Below are 19,097 nucleotides of genomic sequence, written 5' to 3'. Positions count from 1 at the left end.
CACTGACCGTCGGTGCGTTCCATCATCGGGTCGCACTACTTGGTGCTGCCATGTCATGCGCGACATACGCCATCACGCTGACGTTCTTCGTCACCACGCCCGGCGTTGCAGAGCCGACCGCTGGCGGATTCCCGGCGATCTCCGCGCCGATCGGCCAGTTCCTGCTGAAGGACCTGGTGCTGCTGGCAGCGTCCGCGTCGCTGCTGCGCACGGCGCTGGCACGTTACCAGGCTGAGCGTTCCTGATTTCACGGGAGCACCGTCTGTCGATCGGCAGTTCGCGGCAAAGACTCGTCGGGATTTGCCGCCGAGGCTGCCACGGAATTGCCGGTCCCGCCGCTATTCGGCAGCAGCAGATTCGCCGCCGCACACCAGCTTTGCCCGTACTCCAGGGCCACGCGCGGCAATATCGATGTCGAGATCAATATCGTCTGAGGACGACGTAGTCCCCCACGACACATGAGGGACTGATCTCCCGCTCCGCACGCATCGGCGCTCGCCGGTGCGTGCGGCCCGCTTCAGAGTCGCGCGGCGCTCAGGACAATGCCATCGCCATGGCCGGGTCCGTCACGCCATGCTTGCCAGTCTCCAGCCGGCCGGCAAAGCGGCGTTCGAAGCCGCTGTCCGCTTCCGTCACCGTGAAGTCGTACCAGTTGCCACTGTCCGCCACGGACCAGTGCTGCTCGATTTCCTCCCCGGCTTGCACATTCATCGTCCAGGGACCGTCGGTGCGATACGCGTTCGCGGTGACCACCAGCTCCACCGGCTTGCCGCCGCCGATGCCATCGCCGACACCGTTGACCTTGCCACCGTCGTTGCGCACGGACAGGTAGACCGCATTGTTGTCGACGTCATAGCAAACGCGCACCTCGAACGCCGGTGCCGTGGCGTCGGCTGGCAACACCCCCTTGAACATGCGCACAAAGCCGTTGGGGCCATATACCGACAGGTCATAACGGCCGTTGTCCGTGGCGCGCGCATCCCATTCGTCGTCCAGCATCTTGCCCGGCTCGACCGTGTAGCGGCGAGGAATGCGGTCCAGGTGCAGCCGGTCGTAGACATGGAACACCGCGCCTTGCGCGCCGGCATTGCTGAACAGCAGCTTCAGCTTGCCGATGGTCGGCTCTGCCAGGGCGCTGGTGTGGAGTTCATAGGGCAGCGCGCGCGAGTATTTGGTGCCGACTTCCTGAAACAACGATGCCGGCGTGGCCGGGGCGGTGGCCTTGGGCTTGCCGAGCTGGTCCGCAATCACCTGCTGGTACCCGCTCGTGTCCGGTAGTGGCGGAAAGACCTGGTTGTTCGGATTGGCGAAATCGAAGACCGAGGTCAGATCGCCGGCGACCGCGCGGTGCCATGGGCTGATGGCGGGCACGGTGATGCCGAAGCGGCGCTCCAGGAAGCGGCCCATCGAGGTATGGTCGAACACCTGCGAATTGATCCAGCCGCCGCGCGTCCATGGCGACACCACGTACATCGGCACCCGCGGGCCCAGGCCGTACGGCCGCAGGCGGATCGTCTCGCCGCTGGTGGTGGTGCCGTCGAGCGCCGTGTTGCCCGCCGTGTCGAAGTACTCGCCGGCGAGATCGATCGTCGACTTGCCGTGCAGGACACCATTGGCATCGTACGAAGGCACCGCCGGCGGCGCCATATGATCGAAGAAGCCGTCGTTCTCGTCGAACGTGATGAAGAACACGGTCTTGCTCCAGACCTCCGGATTGGCGGTGAGCGCGTTCAGCACGGTGTTGATGAAGGCCGCGCCCTCGGTGGCGCTCGACGGGCCGCCCGGGTGTTCGGACTGCGCCGGCGTCGGCAGGATCCAGCTCACGGCCGGCAGCGTGCCGTCGCGCACGTGCGCCGCCAGCTGGTCGATGGTCCAGCTGCTCATGCCCTGTTCGTACAGCGGATTGCCCTGCGCCGATTCACGGAAGCTTTTGAATGCCAGACCGCCGTGCAGCAGTCCGCCCCAGTTCTTGTTGGGGTCCTGGTAGATGCGCCAGCTCACGCCCCTGGCCTGGAGCAGTTCGGGCAGCGTGGCCCAGTTGAAGGCGGATCCACGATAGGTATAGCCCGGCGTCGGCAGCCTGCCGCTCACGCTGCAGCGCAGGTTATTGACTTCCGCATCGTCGAGCGTGCAGTTGCCGCCCGCCTCGCGCACGGCGGGGTTGTAGTGGGAACCGGACATGAACGAAATGCGGTTGGGATCGGTGCCGCCGGCGTGGCTGCAATGGTAGGCATCGCAGAGCGTGAACGCTTCGGCCAGCGCGTACTGGAACGGAATGTCCTCGCGCCGGTAGTAGCCCATCGAATGGTCGTTCTTGTACTTGGCCCACAAGCCGAAGCGGCCCTGGTTCCACGCGTTCTGCGCATCCATGAAGCTGTGCGGCGTGCCGGAGACCCGCAGCGCGTTGACCGTGGCGCTGTCCAGGTGGAAGGGCGTGATCTCGCGCGTGCCATTGGACTCGAACCAGACCGGCTTGCCCGACGGCACGGGCACAGGGAAGCGGTCGCCAAAGCCGCGCACGCCGCGCATGGCGCCAAAGTAGTGGTCCATTGCGCGATTCTCCTGCATCAGGATCACCACGTGCTGCACGTCTTCGATGGTGCCGGTGTTGACGGCGGCGGGCGTGGCCAGCGCGCGCGCGATGCTCGCCGGCAGCACCGACAGGACCGTGGCGGCGGCGGCGCCCTTGGCGGCACCGGTAAGGAAACTGCGTCGATCTATCTTCGTCATGATCGCGGGAAGGGTAAGGTGGACGATGGGGCGGGAGCGACGCGCGGGGCGTCAGGGGGCGCAGTGCAGGTTCGGCCTGGACTCGGCGGACTTCGACGCCTGCGGCGTCGCGCTGAGCGTCTGGCTGGTTGCGCCACCGCTGTCGTCGCCGCCGCCGCAAGCGGAAAGGGTCAGGGATAGCAGGGCCGCCAGCAGCGCGGTGCGGCCATACCAAAGCGGTTTTTTCATGGGGACTCCTTGTGTTGGGAGGTGCACTGGGTGAGCGGATCGAAGCCTAGGCCTGCTATGTGACATCAAAATGAACAAAATTCAGTTTGAATATATGAGTGTATTGAATTAAGCTCACCATCAGCGCCGCAATCCGCGGTGTTTCTTTCTCGTTCCCATGACTGCACCAACCCAGGCCGATATGTCCGAGCCCGCCATGGCGGCCGGAACGATGGCTGCCACGTGGCTTGACACCCATCGGCATTTCCTGATCGATCTCGATGGCACGCTGATGCGTGAAGGCGTGCCGCTGCCTGGCGCGGCGCGGATGCTCGAGTGTTTGCATGGGCGTCACGTGGTGGTGTCCAACAATTCGGCCGACACGGCACAGACGCTGGCGCTGCGGTTGCACGCGGCAGGGATGCCCGTGGCGGCCGACAGCATCGTGCTGGCCGGGCAGGCCACCGTGGACCTGGTGGCGCGCCTGCACGCGGGCAAGCGCATCCTGATGATCGGCAGCGCGGTGCTGCGGGCCTATGCGGCGGCGCGGGGCTGTGTGCTGGTGGAGGAGGGCGCGGAGGTGGTATTGCTCGCGCTCGACCAGGACTTCCGGTATGCCACGCTACGCGCGGCGGTCAATGCGTTGCGGCGTGGCGCGCCACTGATCGTCAGCAATCCCGATACCAGCCATCCCGCCGCAGATGGCGGCCTCGTGCCCGAGACCGGCACGCTGATGCACGCGATCGTGCAATGCGCGGGCGTGGCGCCCGCGCTGGTCGTGGGCAAGCCCGAGCCCGAGTTGTTCATGGAAGGATTGCGGCGGCTTGGGGCGCGCGCCGCCGATACGCTGGTGATCGGCGACAACCCGCTCACCGATGCGCTGGGAGCGGCTCGCCTGGGCATGGATTACCTGCTGGTGGGCGCGCATCCGCGCGCCGATGCGGCCACGCCGGAGGCGCTGATGCAGTTGCGCCATCCCGGGCATGCGCGCGTCGCGGCGCCGACGTGCGGACGCGCAGACGCGTTCAGTATCGCTTGATGGAGAGGACGTCGGACGTGCGCCGCAGCGTTTCCACGGAGGCGTCGTAGTCGGCGAGTGCCAGGCAGGCGATCAGCACATCGATGATCGCCAGTTGCGCCAGGCGGCTCGTCATCGCCTCCGTCCGGAAGCGCGTCTCGCGCGCCATCGTAAACAGCACCACGTCGGCGTATGCCTGGATCGGCGATTTGCCGAAGTTGGTGATGCAGAGCGTGCGCGCGCCGCTCTCGCGGGCCAGTCGTGTGGCGGCCACGGTTTCGTGCGTGCTGCCCGAATGCGAGATCGTGAGCGTGGTCACCTTGGGCCCGGCCAGCGACGCGCTGATGGCCTGCATATGAGAGTCGACCACGGCCTTCACGTTAAGACCGATCCGCAGCATGCGGTACTGCGCGTCCTCGGCGATCGGCGCGGCGCTGCCGATGCCATAGATCTCGATGCGCTCGGCCGCCTTCAGCAGGCGCACGGCGCGATCGATCGATGCGACATCCAGCACCGCACTGGTGTCGTGCAGCGTCTGCACATTGCTCTGGAAGATCTTGCGCATGACCACCGCGCCGGTGTCTCCGGGTTCGAGGTCTTCGTGGATGATCTGCACCGGTTGCACCAGTTCCTGCGCCAGCACGATCTTCAATTGCTGGAAGCCGGTGGCGCCGACGCTCTTGCAGAACCCGACCACGCTGCCTTCGCTCGCGCCGGTGCGCTCGGCCACTTCGCTGACCGACATATGGATCACCGCGTGCGGCGACTGGCTCACGAAGTCGGCGATGCGCTGCCCGGCAGGGCCGAGCGAGGCGCGGATGCTGGCGATGCGCGCCAGCATCGCAGAGGCGGAACCCGATGGCTGTGGCGCCTCGGTACCCGCAGGCGCGGCCCGCCTGGACGGTGTCCTGGCCGGCGCTCCGTCAGCGCTGCGCTTGGGCTTTACCATGCGGCCCGCCCGCGGGCGGCGTGGCGCCGCGCAGGGACCAACCGGGTGGACAGCGCCGCCAGGGCGGAGCAATGGAAGGATATCGGCATGAAATCAGCGGCAATGTTCGGGGCGGGTACGGTCTGAAGGAGCGGCTGGCGAGACAGGACAGGATGATAATCGGTCGTCTTGCGTGTCGCCAACCCCATTGCCTTCCACCAACGGAAGGGTCATTCCCATTTCCGCCGGCTACTCAACGGATCCGGAGAGGCATAGAGTTCCTGTCCGTCAGGAGCGCCCGTACCACCTGCAATCAACGTGTCAGGCGCTTGTCCCGATGGCCTCAGGCCATCGCCAGTCCGATCTTGTCCCTGGAAGGCAGCCATGATGTTCGATACGCTCAAAGTGAACCGTGAAGAGGCGGTCTTGTTGGTGGAAATCGCCGCTCCGCCCATGAACCTGCTTGGCCCCGCGCTGGTGCGCGACCTGGTCAGCCTGATCGCCGCCGCCGAGGCCGACGACGGTACCAGGGTCCTGGTATTCCGCAGCGCCGATCCCGACTACTTCATCTCCCACGTCGACTGACCGACCTGGAACTCGCCGCGTATGAGCGCGCATTGCAGCCCAAGCGTCTTGTGACGTTCGAGGGCGGTCATTTCGATCCCTATGTGTCCATGTTCCGCCAATCGAGCGAGGCGGCTATCGAATGGTTCAAGCTGCACCTCGGGTAATCGGATTCCCCCAAGCGCACTTCGTCTGGCCAGCCCGATTTCACGGTTGTCGATCTGGCTGATCGGTATCGGGCCTGCTCCGGGCGCCTTCAGTGAAGGTAGCCCGACACTCCATCCCACAGCAGCTTCAGGGCCGTGACCACCAGCAAGGCGTAGCAGGCCGTGTACATCTGGCGCTGATCCAGCCTGGCGTGCAGGCGCCAGCCCAGCGAGACGCCGGTGGGAATGGCGAGAAGGCAGATCGCCATCAGGGCCCAGACGGCCCCCGCCGGCCTGGCCAGGGCAAGCCATGGCGCGGCCTTGATGAGGTTGCCTACCGTGAAGAACAGGCTCGTCGTGCCGGCATAGACCTGCTTGCCAAGGCCGAGCGGCAACAGATACATCGCCAGAGGCGGACCACCGGAGTGCGCGACCATTGTGGTGATGCCCGACGTCATGCCAGCGGCGACGGCCTTGGGCGAAGAGCGCGGCCGCACCGCGACTTCGCCGCCGCGCAGGAACCACAGGCCGACGAACACCAGCGTGACGGCGGCCATCACGATGGCGATCGCGCGGTGGTCCAGCACCCGGAACAGCAGGTAGCCAATCCCTATGCCGACCACGAGGCCGGGCACCAGGAGGATGAGGTCAGGCCTGGACCAGGTGGATGGCTTCCAGTAGCGCAGTCCGAACAAGTCCATCACGACGAACAAGGGCGCAAGCAGGCCGCCCGCCGTGACCGGGTCCATCACGAGCGACAGCAGCGGAATGCCGACGATGGCAAAGCCGCCACCGAAGGCTCCCTTCATGAAGCAGATCAGGAAGACACCTGCGAAAGTAACGAGGATGGTGGTGGCATTCAGTTCCATGTAGCCCTTCTTTCTTCGCCCCGATGGGAAGCGAAGCGCTGATGCAGAAAACGTTCCGGCCCGCTGAAGTAGGCGCAGCGGTCCGGGGGAACACCACGCTATCAAGGGGGGGCGATGCTGTATCGTAATTCGCTGCATCATGACAATCAAACTATTGTCATGGATACAATCTTCATGTCAGGCACGGCAGCCTGAGCGACCGGGCTGAGCCGGAAGGGTGCGACGATCACGCATGCCGCGGTTGCCTGGCCGCGGACGCGGGACGATACTTCCGAACAGTCAGTCGTGCCCCTGTGCCACGACAGGAAGGAATGCGATGGGCGAGACAGAAAAAGTACCCGTCTCCGCGCCCGCGGAAGCGCACGCGGAAGTGCCCGGACAGGTCGTGCTGGTCCTGCAAGGCGGCGGCGCCCTTGGCGCCTACCAGGTCGGCGTCTACCAGGCCATGCACGAGGCCGGCCTGGAGCCGCGCTGGGTGATCGGTACGTCGATCGGGGCGATCAACGGGGCCATCATCGCCGGCAACCCGCCGGCCGAGCGGCTTTCCCGGCTCAAGCGGTTCTGGGACGGCATTGCCTACCGCCGCTCCGGCGAGGCAGGCGGCCGCTTCAATGATTGGGAGAACTGGGTGCGGGTGATGTCGATCACCACCCATGGCATCCCGTCGTTCTTCACGCCAAGTCCCGCCGCCTGGTGGCTGGGCCTGCGCGCCACGGTCGGCCTGGCCCAGTCGGCCTTCTATTCCACCGAGCCGCTGCGCGCGACCCTGGGCAAGCTGATCGACTTCGACTACCTGAACGCCGGGAACACGCGGCTGACCGTTGGCACGGTCGGCGTGCGCAATGGGCGCATGCGCTATTTCACCAACCGCGACGCGCCGCTGAACGTGGCGCACGTGATGGCCTCGGCGGCGTTTCCGCCGGGGTTCCCCTCGGTACAGGTGGAGGGCGAGGCATACTGGGACGGCGGGATCTATTCGAACACGCCGCTGGAAGCTGTCCTGGATGACCGCCCTCGCCGCAGTTCGCTGATCTTCGCCGTGCAGTTGTGGCCGGCCAGCGGCCCCGAGCCGGCCTCCATCTGGCAGGTAATGAGCCGTCTGCGCGACATCCAGTATTCCAGCCGCGCGGAATGCCATCTGGAGCGGCAGCGGCAGATGCACCGCCTGCGGCATGTGATCCGCGAACTGGGCAAGCACATTCCGGAAAGCGAGCGCGCGCAGCCTGCCGTGCAGGAATTGCTCGATTGGGGCTGCGGAACCACCATGCATGTGGTCGAGTTGGATGCGCCGCAACTGGACGACCACGATATGAACCGCGATATCGACTTTTCCATGCGCGGCATCGAACGCCGCTGGGCGGCGGGGTACCAGGACACGCGAGACGCAATTTCCCATGCGCCCTGGCGCCAACCCCTCGACCCGATCGAGGGAATCGCCGTGCACCGGATTCAAGCGAGCGTCCCTGGGTGAGATGCGGCTCGCCTGCCTCCGCAGCGTTTGTCATGTGGCGACACACGGCGCGAACCGCCTGGCGTCGCCATGCCGTCCCTAGTCGTCGAACGACTTGAGGATCTCCATCGAGACGGGCCGATGCGGTGGCTCGGGCCGGACAACTGGAAGAGACTGCATCGTGTCGGCGTGTGGATCATCGCTGTCATTTTCGCGGGGTCTTTCCTGACCCGCATGCCGAACCATGCCGGCTACGCCGTGCCCGCCATGATCGTGATTGCGGCGATGCTGCTGCGGGTGATTGCGCGGCTCGGGAAGACTCGCCGCCAGGGCACGGCAGCCTCCGCTGCCAGCCGCGCGAGCCGTTCGCGTGCAGCCTGATTCATCCGCGCGCATATGGATGCCCGCGGCGAGGCATCATCCCGGCGCCTCCCCATCCATCGAACAGCCGGTAGAATCAGCCAGAACCCTCTCATTGGTGGAAGGCTGTGGATCGACTCGAGGCGATGACCATTCTGTTGGCGGCGATAGATTCCGGCAGTCTTTCCGCGGCGAGCCGCAAGCTCCGCATTCCGCTCGCAACCGTCAGCCGCCGGGTATCGGAGCTGGAGGAGCACCTAGGCATCCGGCTGCTCGTGCGCGGCAACCGCAAGCTGACGTTGACCGAGGCAGGGCGCGGCTACGTCGCGTCGTGCCGGCGCATCCTGGAAGACATCTCGGAAGTCGAACGCACCGCCGCAGGCGAATACCATGCCCCGCAGGGGGAGCTGATCATCAGCATGCCGCCGGTAATGGGCCGCAATCATATATTGCCGGTCATCGTGGAGTTCCTGCGCGCCTTCCCGCAGATCCGCATGCAGGCACAGATGACCGATCGCTTCGTCAACCTGCTGGAAGAGCGCGTCGACCTGGCCATCCGCATCGGAGAGCCGCCGAGCAGCAGCCTGATCGGGACCCGCGTTGGCATGCTGCGCGAGGTGGTGTGCGCCAGCCCGGCTTACCTGGCGCAGCACGGCATGCCTCGAAAGCCAGCGGACCTTGTGTCGCACCACTGCGTGGCGTATGAGGGATATGCGATGGGCGGCAACTGGAAGTTCAATGCGAAGGGCGACCCGCTGCATGTACAGGTTCAGTCGCGGCTGGTGGTGAACTCGATTGAAGCGGCACTGGTTGCCGCCGTGGAAGGCGCAGGCGTCGCGCGGCTGGCCTCGTACCAGATCGGGGACCTGGTGGAATCCGGCAAGCTGGTGATACTGCTGGAGGCCTTTGAAGCGCCGCCCGCGCCGGTGAACATCCTGTACGCCGGCCAGGGACAGATACCGCTGAAGCTGCGCGTATTTGTTGACTTTGCCGTCCCGCGGCTCAGGGAGAAGCTGGGATACGCGCTTCCGGCGATGGCGGGGGTGAAGTCGCCGAGGACGCCGCACTCGCGGCGTCGATCCCGCCCGGCACGAACCTGAGCGCATGGGCATGGGTGGGCAATGAGTCGGCAATGGGTCGGCAATGCGATCGGTATCTTCCTGATGTCAGAAACATGACAGTCACAATTCTGGTGGCATAGATATGGACTGATTGCCGCCGCCTGGCGATAAAGCGGTCCATGGATCAGGCCGCTATTTTTTTGATGAAGCTGTCACGACTTCGTCGTCATGTCTCACGCCATCTGCTAGCCTGAATTGCGCAGCACCGAACAAGGGCGTCAGAAGCGGGAGAATAATGATGAAGCCATCGCCAAATTACGGATTGCGTTTTCTGCCAGCGATCAAACGACAAGTTGCGATTCTGTTGCTCCTGCTCGGTGCCGTTTCGCTGGCGCTCGCCGGCGAAATCACCGGCGCGGGTTCCACCTTCGTTTATCCCTTGATGTCCAAATGGGCGGCAACGTACTACGCCCGCACCGGGCAACAGGTCAACTATCAACCCACGGGCTCGGGGAACGGGATTCGGCAGATTCGGGCGGCCCGGGTGACCTTCGGCGCCACCGACATGCCACTCAAGCCGGAGGATCTTCGCGCGGCGGGCCTGGTGCAGTTCCCGATCGTGGTCGGCGGCGTTGTGCCGGTGATCAATCTGGATGGTGTTGCCCCGGGGCAGTTGCGCCTGACCGGCGCGTTGCTGAACGATATCTACCAGGGAAAGATCGTCAACTGGAATGACCGGGCGATCGCCGCGGAAAACCCCGGCTTGGCGCTGCCGGATCTGAAAATCGTGGTCGTCCATCGGAGCGACAGTTCGGGAACCACCTTCAACTGGACCGATTACCTCACCAAGGTCAGCCCGCAATGGGGCGCAAGCGTGGGCGCCGGAACGACTGTGAAATGGCCCGTCGGCGTCGGGGCTAATGGCAACGATGGCGTTGCCACCTACATTCGCAATGTCAAAGGCTCCATTGGCTATGTCGAGCTGACCTACGCATTGCAGCGCCATCTGGCCTATGCGGCCATCAAGAACCGCGACGGCATCTATGTGCAGCCGTCGCGCGAAACCTTCAGCGCAGCGGTCAGCGCGGCAGAGTGGAATCCGAATTCGGACTTCTATCAGGTACTGACAAATGCATCCGGCCCACAGGCGTGGCCCATTACCGGGGTCGTGTTCGTCCTGATCTCCAAGACGAACGGCAACGCTGCGGAGACCAATGATGCCATCGCGTTCTTCCGTTGGGCGCTGTCGGAGGGGCAGGCGGACGCCGCGGCCGCGCACTATGTCGCGCTTCCCGCCGGCGTGGTCAGGCATATTGAAGCGTACTGGAAAGAGGCGTTCCGATGATGGGAACGCCTCGCACGCTATCGGGGCGGCCGGGATGGAGCCAGCCGCGGCCGCCCCAGGGCAAGGGACAGCGACAGCGTGCTCAGGTCAAGCCAGGTCGTCCCTGATTGGACGGTGCTTGAACACCGCGCGGATGATGCCGTGGTCGTTGGTGCCAAGTCCCTTGTGGTCACTGAAATTCAAGTGATCGTTGTTGACGATGAGCCCGTCGAACAGCCAGCGGCGCCGTCTGCTGTTGTCGTAGAGCTGCTCGCTGACCAGGATATGATCCAGCGACTCGCGAAAATCCTGGTAGACGTGGGTGTAGTAGACATCGCGCGTGTCCCGGTATTCCTGCAAGGTCTGCGCCGTATAGAGGGCAATGTCGCCGCCGCCGACAGAGTCCCCGACCAGGTAGGCCGGCTGTTCGGTCAGGATATTGGCGGTGTTGCTCAGTTGCCCGTCGTTGATATCGCCCATGACCACCACCGCCGTGTTGTTCCCCTTCATGCGGTTGGTCAGCATGAAGCGTAGTGCGGCCGCTTCGGCGGTACGGCGGATGGTCGACAGCGCGGCGCCAACAGCCTTCGCATGCCGGGCGTAGATTTCCTTTTCATACCAGGCCTCGTCATCGATCCGCGTCGGCTGCTTCGACTTGAGATGGCATACGTACATGTGCATGGCCGGCTCGTCATCGCGCGGCCGGATGGTGAAATGCAGGACCGGCCGGGAAAACCCGCGGATATTGACGCTGATCTGCGGTGTCTGCGGGTCGTCTCCCTTTGCCTTGAGTATGAAGTCCTCCGGAAAATCGGCGATCCATTCGGACTCGCCCTCCAGCAGCCCGCGGCGGACAATGGCGGCGCAGACAATGCCCTTGCCGTCGGCATTATCGGGTACCACCAGATCGTAGTCCTCGGCAATTCCCGCGGCTTCGACCGCCGCGGCCAGCGCCTCGCCATGCCATAGTTCCTGGAACCCGACCACATCGGCGTCGATCAGCTTAAGCTGGCTCGCAGTCCAGGCGATCTTGCGCTTGTATTCCTGCTCGCTCCAGCCGTTGCTGTCGGTATAGAGCGGCAGGCCCGGTATGTTGAGGTTGTACAGGTTGAATGTCGCGATGCTGAGTGTCTTCAGGTCCACGGCGAACTCCTTTCAGGGTGGGCGAATCGCCCCCGGAGTTCATCAAGCCAGAGACCTGGTGTCTATCTCGCTTCTGTGACAATCGCGCCGTTCGATGCTGGCGACCCGGATCGGGGGCTATCCGCACATGCCGGGAGGCACCGGCATGGTTTGTGTGCGAAGGTATCGATGCAAGTGCCGAATACATGAAGATACGTTCGCAGCCGCTCGCAGACATAGACCAGATACATCGCCGTCTTTTAATGCTCCCTGTGCACGGGATTCGTGTCGGTTTGCATGGTGGGCGTCGTACCACATCGCTTATTTCTCTGACCGCACGTCGCCTGCACGCCGCCCATACCCCATACCCCGGTGCGGAATGCAATCCGATCGTTGATAGTCAATCAGGACAGAGGAGTCAGCAGATGAAATCGACCCGAATGATGGCTGCGGCCATGATCTTCGCCGGCAGCGGCTTGTTGCTTCAGACGGCCCAGGCTCAAATGGCAGGCGTCCATCGCACCGATCTCGTTCAGCACGATCTCAGCGTGCCGGGCCGCGAGGGCGTCCAGGTCCGGGTTGACCTCGATCCGGGCGCATTCGCGCCGATGCATTCGCATCCCGGCGAGGAGATTGCGTACGTGCTACAGGGGACGCTGGAGTACCAGCTCGGCAACAACCCGCCCGTCACGCTAAAGGCCGGGGAATCCCTGTTCATCCCCGCCGGGGTTGCCCACTCGGCAAGGAATGTCGGCAGCGGCACGGCATCGGAACTGGCAACCTACATTGTGAAGAAGGGCGCACCGCTGGTGGCACCGGCCAAGTAGGCCGGGCGCAACGTGGCAGTCCGTCGACCGACGGCCTGCCCGCCCCGATGGGCGAGCAGGCAGCCGATATCACAGTGATTGCAGGAATGCCGTGATGGCGTCGCGGTCGGCCTTGGGCAACGCTTCATAGCGCGTCCGGCTGTCGGTGGCCTCGCCGCCGTGCCACAGGATCGCTTCTACCATGTTGCGTGCGCGGCCGTCGTGGAGCAGGCGCACCTGCTGCTCGCCGCCCTGGACGAAGCGCAGCGAGCCGATACCCCACAGTGGCGCGGTACGCCATTGGCTGGGGTAGGCACGTCCCTCGCTGATGGTGTCGGCCAGGCCAGGACCCATGTCGTGCAGCAGCAGGTCGCTGTAAGGACGGATGGTCTGTTCGCGCAGTTCGGCAAACGGGTGCGTATTGCCGGTCTTCATGGACGGCGTGTGGCACGCCACGCAGCGCACCTGCGCGAACAACTCGCTGCCGCGCGCGATCTGTGCCGGGTTGACGTCGTGCTCAGGCGAGACCCGTATGCCGTCCGGAAAACCGCTGCGCAGGCTGCGCTGTGCCGGCACGCCGATCAGCGACAGATATTGGGACAGGCGCTGCAATTCCGTCTCGCTGACCGCGGTCGGCGCGGTGCTGCCGCGGCAATCCGCTGCGCCGCGCTGGCAGCTCCGGTCCGGGAATGCCGGCGAGGTGACGCCCATGTCCTTCATCAACGCGTCCGCCACTTGCTGCCGGATGCTTGCCTTGGATGCCTTCCAGCCGAAGCGTCCAAGATGCGTCTTGCCCGTTTCCGGATCGACGATCCAGTTGGGAATGCCCTTGATGCCGTCGCCATTGGCGTCGTCCGGGTCGGCCAGCGCGAGGATGGTGGGTTCGGCAATGGCCTCGAGCAAGCCCATGCCGATCACCTGCGGCGCCTGCCGTGTCGAGAAGCGCGCCGGCACCGGTCCCTTGAACGCATAGACCGGCTTGACCAGTTCCACCTTCTGGCCGTCTGGCAAGGTGCGTACCGTGGTCTCGTACGACTGGATGGTCACGTCGTAGGCGGGCGCCGACGGGTCCTGCGCGCGCTGCTGCACATTGTGGCCGTAGACCGGATCGGGCTTGCCATCGGCAGTGGCGGTAAGGAACGAGAGCGAGTCGAGCCTGGCGCCGATGCCCGCGGCGATGCTGCGGCCGTTGTTGGTATGGCACTCGATGCAGCGCGGCTGGTTGTAGCGTGGGCCGAGCTGGCCGATATGCGCGGTGAATTTCGGGTTGTCGACATCGTGCTCGGAGTGCGTGCCGTCCAGGAACGATGTGTGGAACAGCCGCCTGCCCTCGACAAAGCGCTGGGTGTTGGCGATGCCGATATTGTTGGCCATCTGCTGGAACACCCGCATCGGTTCCTCGGAGTAGTTGTACGAGATGCTCGCCTGGCCGCCCAGCAGCGTTTCGTCAGGCAGCACCTCCGAGTCCAGGTTCGGAGCGATGCCGTACCACGGCCGCATACCGACGCCGACAACGTAAAGCTGCTCGAACGAGTAGTAGCGGCTGCCGCCGCCATCGACGACGGGGTCGCGCTTGAGCCGGGGCGCGGGCGCCAGCTCGACCCGGTCACCGATCTTCAGCGGGCTGTGCGGATCGGTACGCCAGTTGGAGTCGAACACCATCATGCAGTCCTCGCGCGGCTGTCCCTCGCGGCAGATCGGCAGGCCACCCTCCTTCGGGTTGTTGAAGCCGTAGTTCAATGCCCAGCCGTAGTCGCGCACGTTGGGATCGAGGACATTGCGGAACAGGCTGAAGGTGGTGCCGTCGAAGATTCCCTGGTTCACCCGCAGATAGACCTCGATGCGCTGGCGCCCGGCCGGCACGCCGTCGCGGATCTCGAGACCGAACGTGCGGTTCTGGAAGTAGAAGGTGGGGAAGGTCAGGTAGCGGCCCGGACCGGCATCGGGCGCATCCCACGGCTCGCCGCGTTCGCGTGCGTGGCGCTCGGTCGGACGCGAGCCCATCAGCGTGACCAGCGTGCCGTCAGGCTCGCGGTACTGGATCTGCTCCATCATCGGCGTGTCCGCGGCAAAGAGCGGGGTATAGCCGAGCGGCTGGTGTCCGGCCGGTGGTGGGGGCGCCGAGGCGCTGTCCTCGCCGCCGCCACCCCCGCAGGCGGCGGCCAGCAGGATGGCGGGAAGCAGCGAGACCGCCGCCTTCAGGGCGCGCGATGCCGCGCCGCGCGGCGCGCGGCGTTGGAATGCGGACTTCATGTATTGACCCCTCTTTTCGTATTTTTTGAGGCGCAGGATTGCCGTGCGGCGCTCATGCGGGCGCGAGCGTCTTCGCGCCGCAGCCGGTCAGGATGATGATTGGCATCTTTGTGGATGTCAATCGCCATCTCGTGACAGTCGTTCGCGCCAGAGGGGGGATCTGTCGGGGGCGCAGTGGAGTCGGGCAAGCCCTCCCTGACGCTACTCTGCCAATCTCGCTGCGATGGCGCCCATGAGGTTGTGCGTGTCTGGACCCAGCTTTCGAAGCAACGCGCGGTGGGCCGGCTCCCACAGCGCCAGGGCCTGTTGCAATGTCAAGGCGCCGGCCTCCGTCAGCCAGACCGCGCGGCGGCGGCGATCGGCTTCTGCCATAACGACCTCCACCATCCCCGCGCCGACAAGCTGATCCACGTTCCTTGACATTGTCGATTGATTCAGCCCGGCCCGTTGCGCCAATGCGCCAAGGGTGTCATCCGTGGCCGACGCAATCAGGCACATCAATCCAAACTGAGTACTGGTCAGCCCCGATGGTGCCAGCGCCTCATCCATTGCCGCTGTGATCCTGCGCGCCAGCAGGCGCGACCACCAGCCGAGATCGACATCGAGAGCCGCAGCGGCGTCCGTGCGCAGGGTCCTGGCGCCTTGTTTTCCCGTCTTCATGGCTATAGTATATGCAGATGCATTGAATGTATCTGCATATATTACCAACAACCAGGAGATCTGACGAGATGGAATACCAATATGGCCTGGCCTCGCCTGCCGACGTCGCAAACATGAACGGAAAGGAAGTTCTTCAAGCGATCGTGGACGGACATCTTCCACAACCGCCCATCTCGCAGGTCCTCGATTTCTGGCTGGTCGAGGTTGACGACGGATTCGCCGCGTTCGAGGGCGAGCCGTCGTCCCGGCTGCTCAATCCCATGGGCTCGGTCCACGGCGGATGGCCGCTGACGCTCATTGACAGCGCTGCCGCCTGCGCAGCCAACTCACTTCTTCCCGCTGGTGCTGGCTACACCACGGTTGAAACAAAAGGGAATTTCTCCCGACCGATCAAGCCTGACACCGGCCGGGTCCGCGTCGAAGGCCGCGTTGTCAACCAGGGCCGGCAAATCATTACTGCGGAAGCTCGCGTGCTGGCGATGGACGGGCGCGTCCTGGCACATGGCACATCTACGCTGCTCGTGCTGTCGCCCGGGCGGCAATGACGCGCGAACAACGCAGGACGTCGGGGGACGCGCGTGAGGGTTATGCCCGGGAGCACTTGATGACCGTGTCGAGCGTTCGCGTCGTGATGTCCTTCCCGAACGAGCGTTCGAGCAGGCTCATGAAGACGGGGCCCTTCTTCGGGTCAGGCACGTAGGCGCTGAAGATCTCCGTGGCATTGGCGTTGACGATGCTTGCGCCGTCGCGTTCGATGGGCAGCTTCAGGTCTGGCGGCACGGGGCCGCGGAGAAAGGTGACGACCCGTTTGGCCGAGGGTGGCACGCTGAACCCGGCAAAGGGGTCCGAGTCGATGAGGTCCTGGAGATAGCTGCTCGGCCGGACGAAGGTGCTGAAGCTGTGGCCCAGTTCGGCTTGCATCGCCTTCTCTGCGCGTCGCTCCAGCGCGGCCGGCGACGATGAGCGGGCATTGAATACGACGTTCCCGCTGGAAAGCAAGGTCTTTACCTCGGAGAAGCCCGCCGCCTCGAAGCAGAGCTTGAGAGCGGGCATCCGGGCATTCATCGGACTGACGCCGCGAAGGAAGGCAACGTATCGGGGCATGAGGACCTCGTAGTGGTGCTTGGTCAAGGCCGCCATTATGATGCGGAATCCGCGGCTCGGAACCTGCCTGCCAAAGCCGGCATGTTGAGCGGGAAGACCTTGCTGGCCTGGACGTTGCTGATTCGCCTGGGCATGTCGCAGGCAGCAATGCGGCGGTGGAATATGAGAACCGGGAGGCACATTCAGCGCGAACATCCCATCCCGCCTGTCACAGCTCCGAACCGGCCACGGCCGGTCAAGCCGGCATTCAGTACTGAATGATCTTCCTCCGCCCTCCGGCTTTCTCCGCGGCAGCCCGCGCGCCATCTGCGGGGTGGTGCGGCCCCCGTGGAGATGCCGTAATATTTCCAGGACCCGGACATACCGATCCTCGCGGCAACGAAACCGGACCCTCGCTCCGTGCGGGCCGCCGCCAAGCCGAACGTTCCTGACCTAGTCCAATGTGGAAGTTCCGACATGACCACGCTCTTCGACGCAAGAGCAGCCTGCCTGGGCAAACGGTGGGGCCGGGGAGAGCGCGACACGCCTGCGGCAGGGCCTGCCGCACTCTGATCCCGCTTGTGCTTGCGGCACTCAGTGCCTGCGGGTCGCTTCCTCACAATGCGCCGCGCAATCTGCCCCAGCCCGCGGCGGGCAGCGCATCCGCGGCCTTGCGCGAACCCGTCGACGTGGTCGGCCGGACCACCGTCGCCATGTCGTTCTCCGGCGGCGGCACGCGAGCCGCGGCCTTCGCCTTCGGCGCGCTGCAGGGAATCGACGCCTTGCGAGGTCCTGGGGGCGCGTCCCTGCTCGACAACGTCGCATTCATCAGCAGCGTGTCCGGAGGGTCCATCACCGCTGCGTACTACGGTCTGCACGGCAAGGCCAGCCTGTCGACCTTGCGATCCGTGCTCTTGAAGGACGGAGAGGCGGGACTTCGCTTCAGTCTCCTGAATCCGGTCAACCTTGCGCGCCTCTTCGCCGGGGGCCTCAACGACCGGGAAGACCTCCAGGCATGGCTTGACGAGGACGTATTCAAGGGCGCGACGTACGCCGACATGTTCCGCCGCGGCAAGCCGGTCGTCTGGATCAACGCCACCAACGTCTACTACCGGATCGCGTTCCCGTTCAGCCAGCAGGCATTCGATGCGCTATGCAGCGATCTTGCGAGCTTTCCGGTTTCCGAGGCCGTCGCCGCATCCATGGCGGTCCCGGTCTTCTTCGCCCCGATCGTCGTGCAAAAGCATCCCGAGGCTTGCAGTGCACCGCTGCCGAACCTTGACCGTGCCCAGGCGCCCGGGCAATCGCTGCTGCTCGGCGCGCTGGCAAGCGCCGTTCGCGATCTCCGGGACACTTCGAAGGGAAAGTACATCAAGCTGGTCGACGGCGGGGTGACCGACAACTACGGCCTGGCCACCATACTGCAATCGCGCATGCTGCTGGGCACACCTTACGGTCCGATGAGCGAGAACGACGCGATCAATGTGCGGCGGCTGCTGTTCGTCGTTGTTGACGCCGGTCAGGGCCCGCGTGGCGATTGGAACCAAAGCCAGGAAGGCCCATCCGGAATCGAGGTCGCAAATGCGGCCATCGACGCGGCAATGGCAACCAACGTTCGAATGACCTATGACGCCTTCGTTCCCATGATGCAGCAGTGGCGCGACGACCTGGTGGGGTATCGGTGCGGATTGCCGCATTATCGGCAGCAGGAGATCGCTGCACGCGTCCCGGGCTGGCGGTGCGACGAAGTCCAGTTCTTTGTCACGCGGATCTCGTTCGATTCCCTCGGCAAGGAGCGTGCTGCAGGTCTGAACAATCTTCCGACCAGGCTTCGCCTGCCCGAGAGGGACGTCGATCGCCTGATCGAAGCGGGACGGGATGCCATCCTTGGCAACCCGGTGATCCGGAACTTCGAGCGCGAATCGACCGCGACGCGATAGTCTCGCGGCACGCGGCGGGTGAAGCCGCGTTCAAGACACCGAGGTCACTCGGCACTAGCCTGCTTCCGCGCGACCGGGCCAACAGCCGCTCACGAAGGTTCATCGGGCAGTTCGAAACCGGCCACAAGGTCCCGGTGCGTGGCGAAGTTCGTGCAAGGATCGGAAAAGGAGCCCCCCGGTACCGGGGGATCCCGGGAGGCTATAAAGGCGAGGCAAGATCAGCTGCCCCGCGTGTTCCATGTTGGATGATGCTCCATTGCCTTAGCATCCGCTGTAGTGCTTAAACCGTGGCTCAATAAAGTGTGTTTCAGCTGCGAAAAGGCAAACGAAAAAGGAAACGCATCCAGCCGCAATGCACCGGCCTGACTGCAATGGCGCGGCCGTCGCGGCCATTGAACTGCGTCTTGCGCGGATGGCGCCGCGGTCGCCGAGGTGTATTCTAGGGAACGGTGCCGCAGCCGCGATGCTGCGGAAATAGACGCGCTGTAAATGACTTGGTGAGCGCATCCTGGCCGGGTATATCGGGCGATTGTGGCGTTCTCCAGGCCCGCGCCGGGCAGCAGCCTGCTGCAGAGT

Annotated in this window: 18 protein-coding genes; 10 read left to right on the top strand and 8 right to left on the bottom strand. The window is 64.6% G+C overall.

Annotated features, from left to right (window positions below):
* A partial coding sequence (locus VSR71_RS23415; protein WP_342916182.1) for a DUF417 family protein occupies window positions 1-245 on the top strand: 245 nt, incomplete at its 5' end.
* 289 nt (window positions 246-534) lie between these two features.
* On the opposite strand, the gene VSR71_RS23410 is transcribed toward VSR71_RS23415, so the two are convergent.
* Both VSR71_RS23410 and VSR71_RS23405 read right to left on the bottom strand, forming a co-directional pair.
* Window positions 535-2,730 (bottom strand): phosphocholine-specific phospholipase C, encoded by a 2,196-nt coding sequence (locus VSR71_RS23410; protein ID WP_342916181.1) that lies wholly within the window; start codon window positions 2,728-2,730, stop codon window positions 535-537.
* Window positions 2,731-2,781: 51 nt separating this feature from the next.
* Window positions 2,782-2,958 (bottom strand): hypothetical protein, encoded by a 177-nt coding sequence (locus VSR71_RS23405; protein ID WP_342916180.1) that lies wholly within the window; start codon window positions 2,956-2,958, stop codon window positions 2,782-2,784.
* A 157-nt stretch (window positions 2,959-3,115) separates the two neighbouring features.
* Between VSR71_RS23405 and VSR71_RS23400 the strand changes: the two genes are divergently transcribed.
* Window positions 3,116-3,976, top strand: coding sequence for an HAD-IIA family hydrolase (locus VSR71_RS23400; protein WP_342916179.1), 861 nt, complete (start codon window positions 3,116-3,118; stop codon window positions 3,974-3,976).
* Here VSR71_RS23400 and VSR71_RS23395 read toward each other — a convergent pair.
* Window positions 3,963-4,904 (bottom strand): MurR/RpiR family transcriptional regulator, encoded by a 942-nt coding sequence (locus VSR71_RS23395; protein WP_342916178.1) that lies wholly within the window; start codon window positions 4,902-4,904, stop codon window positions 3,963-3,965. The two genes, VSR71_RS23400 and VSR71_RS23395, sit on opposite strands and share 14 nt — an antisense overlap.
* Window positions 4,905-5,267: 363 nt before the next feature.
* On the opposite strand from VSR71_RS23395, the gene VSR71_RS23390 reads away from it, so the two are divergent.
* Window positions 5,268-5,468, top strand: a complete 201-nt coding sequence (locus VSR71_RS23390; RefSeq protein WP_342916177.1) for a hypothetical protein — start codon at window positions 5,268-5,270, stop codon at window positions 5,466-5,468.
* A gap of 235 nt (window positions 5,469-5,703) precedes the next feature.
* Here VSR71_RS23390 and VSR71_RS23385 read toward each other — a convergent pair whose 3' ends face one another.
* Window positions 5,704-6,462, bottom strand: a complete 759-nt coding sequence (locus VSR71_RS23385; protein WP_342916176.1) for a sulfite exporter TauE/SafE family protein — start codon at window positions 6,460-6,462, stop codon at window positions 5,704-5,706.
* 316 nt (window positions 6,463-6,778) lie between these two features.
* Between VSR71_RS23385 and VSR71_RS23380 the strand changes: the two genes are divergently transcribed.
* From VSR71_RS23380 to pstS, 4 genes are all read left to right on the top strand, one after another.
* Window positions 6,779-7,933: a patatin-like phospholipase family protein gene (locus tag VSR71_RS23380; RefSeq protein ID WP_342916175.1), complete on the top strand. Its 1,155-nt coding sequence runs from the start codon at window positions 6,779-6,781 to the stop codon at window positions 7,931-7,933.
* Between the two features lie 69 nt (window positions 7,934-8,002).
* A complete protein-coding gene (locus VSR71_RS23375) occupies window positions 8,003-8,293 on the top strand; it encodes a hypothetical protein (RefSeq protein ID WP_342916174.1) in 291 nt (96 codons plus the stop codon).
* 125 nt (window positions 8,294-8,418) lie between these two features.
* Window positions 8,419-9,372, top strand: coding sequence for a LysR family transcriptional regulator (locus VSR71_RS23370; protein ID WP_342916173.1), 954 nt, complete (start codon window positions 8,419-8,421; stop codon window positions 9,370-9,372).
* A 256-nt stretch (window positions 9,373-9,628) separates the two neighbouring features.
* Window positions 9,629-10,678, top strand: coding sequence for a phosphate ABC transporter substrate-binding protein PstS (gene pstS, locus VSR71_RS23365; RefSeq protein WP_342916172.1), 1,050 nt, complete (start codon window positions 9,629-9,631; stop codon window positions 10,676-10,678).
* 87 nt (window positions 10,679-10,765) lie between these two features.
* On the opposite strand, the gene VSR71_RS23360 is transcribed toward pstS, so the two are convergent.
* The gene (locus VSR71_RS23360; RefSeq protein WP_342916171.1) at window positions 10,766-11,800 is read right to left on the bottom strand and encodes an endonuclease/exonuclease/phosphatase family protein; all 1,035 of its coding nucleotides are present in this window, start codon (window positions 11,798-11,800) and stop codon (window positions 10,766-10,768) included.
* A 404-nt stretch (window positions 11,801-12,204) separates the two neighbouring features.
* Here VSR71_RS23360 and VSR71_RS23355 point away from each other — a divergent pair, with 404 nt between their 5' ends.
* Entirely contained in the window at window positions 12,205-12,606 is a 402-nt protein-coding gene (locus tag VSR71_RS23355; protein WP_342916170.1) for a cupin domain-containing protein, read from the top strand.
* Window positions 12,607-12,675: 69 nt separating this feature from the next.
* Here the strand turns inward: VSR71_RS23355 and VSR71_RS23350 are convergent, their stop codons facing one another.
* Entirely contained in the window at window positions 12,676-14,838 is a 2,163-nt protein-coding gene (locus VSR71_RS23350) for a di-heme oxidoredictase family protein (RefSeq protein ID WP_342916169.1), read from the bottom strand.
* A 201-nt stretch (window positions 14,839-15,039) separates the two neighbouring features.
* Window positions 15,040-15,498, bottom strand: a complete 459-nt coding sequence (locus VSR71_RS23345; RefSeq protein ID WP_342916168.1) for a MarR family winged helix-turn-helix transcriptional regulator — start codon at window positions 15,496-15,498, stop codon at window positions 15,040-15,042.
* Between the two features lie 68 nt (window positions 15,499-15,566).
* On the opposite strand from VSR71_RS23345, the gene VSR71_RS23340 reads away from it, so the two are divergent.
* Window positions 15,567-16,043: a PaaI family thioesterase gene (locus tag VSR71_RS23340; protein ID WP_342916167.1), complete on the top strand. Its 477-nt coding sequence runs from the start codon at window positions 15,567-15,569 to the stop codon at window positions 16,041-16,043.
* 40 nt (window positions 16,044-16,083) lie between these two features.
* On the opposite strand, the gene VSR71_RS23335 is transcribed toward VSR71_RS23340, so the two are convergent.
* A complete protein-coding gene (locus VSR71_RS23335; RefSeq protein ID WP_342916188.1) occupies window positions 16,084-16,602 on the bottom strand; it encodes a DUF1697 domain-containing protein in 519 nt (172 codons plus the stop codon).
* 650 nt (window positions 16,603-17,252) lie between these two features.
* Here VSR71_RS23335 and VSR71_RS23330 point away from each other — a divergent pair.
* A complete protein-coding gene (locus VSR71_RS23330) occupies window positions 17,253-18,521 on the top strand; it encodes a patatin-like phospholipase family protein (protein ID WP_342916166.1) in 1,269 nt (422 codons plus the stop codon).
* Window positions 18,522-19,097: the final 576 nt, after the last annotated feature.

Origin of the sequence: Cupriavidus oxalaticus, from assembly GCF_038900635.1 — a bacterium.
Lineage (GTDB): Bacteria > Pseudomonadota > Gammaproteobacteria > Burkholderiales > Burkholderiaceae > Cupriavidus > Cupriavidus oxalaticus_B.
The sequence above is the reverse complement of the archived record's forward strand: the minus strand, read 5'-3'. Positions and strand labels throughout refer to the sequence as shown.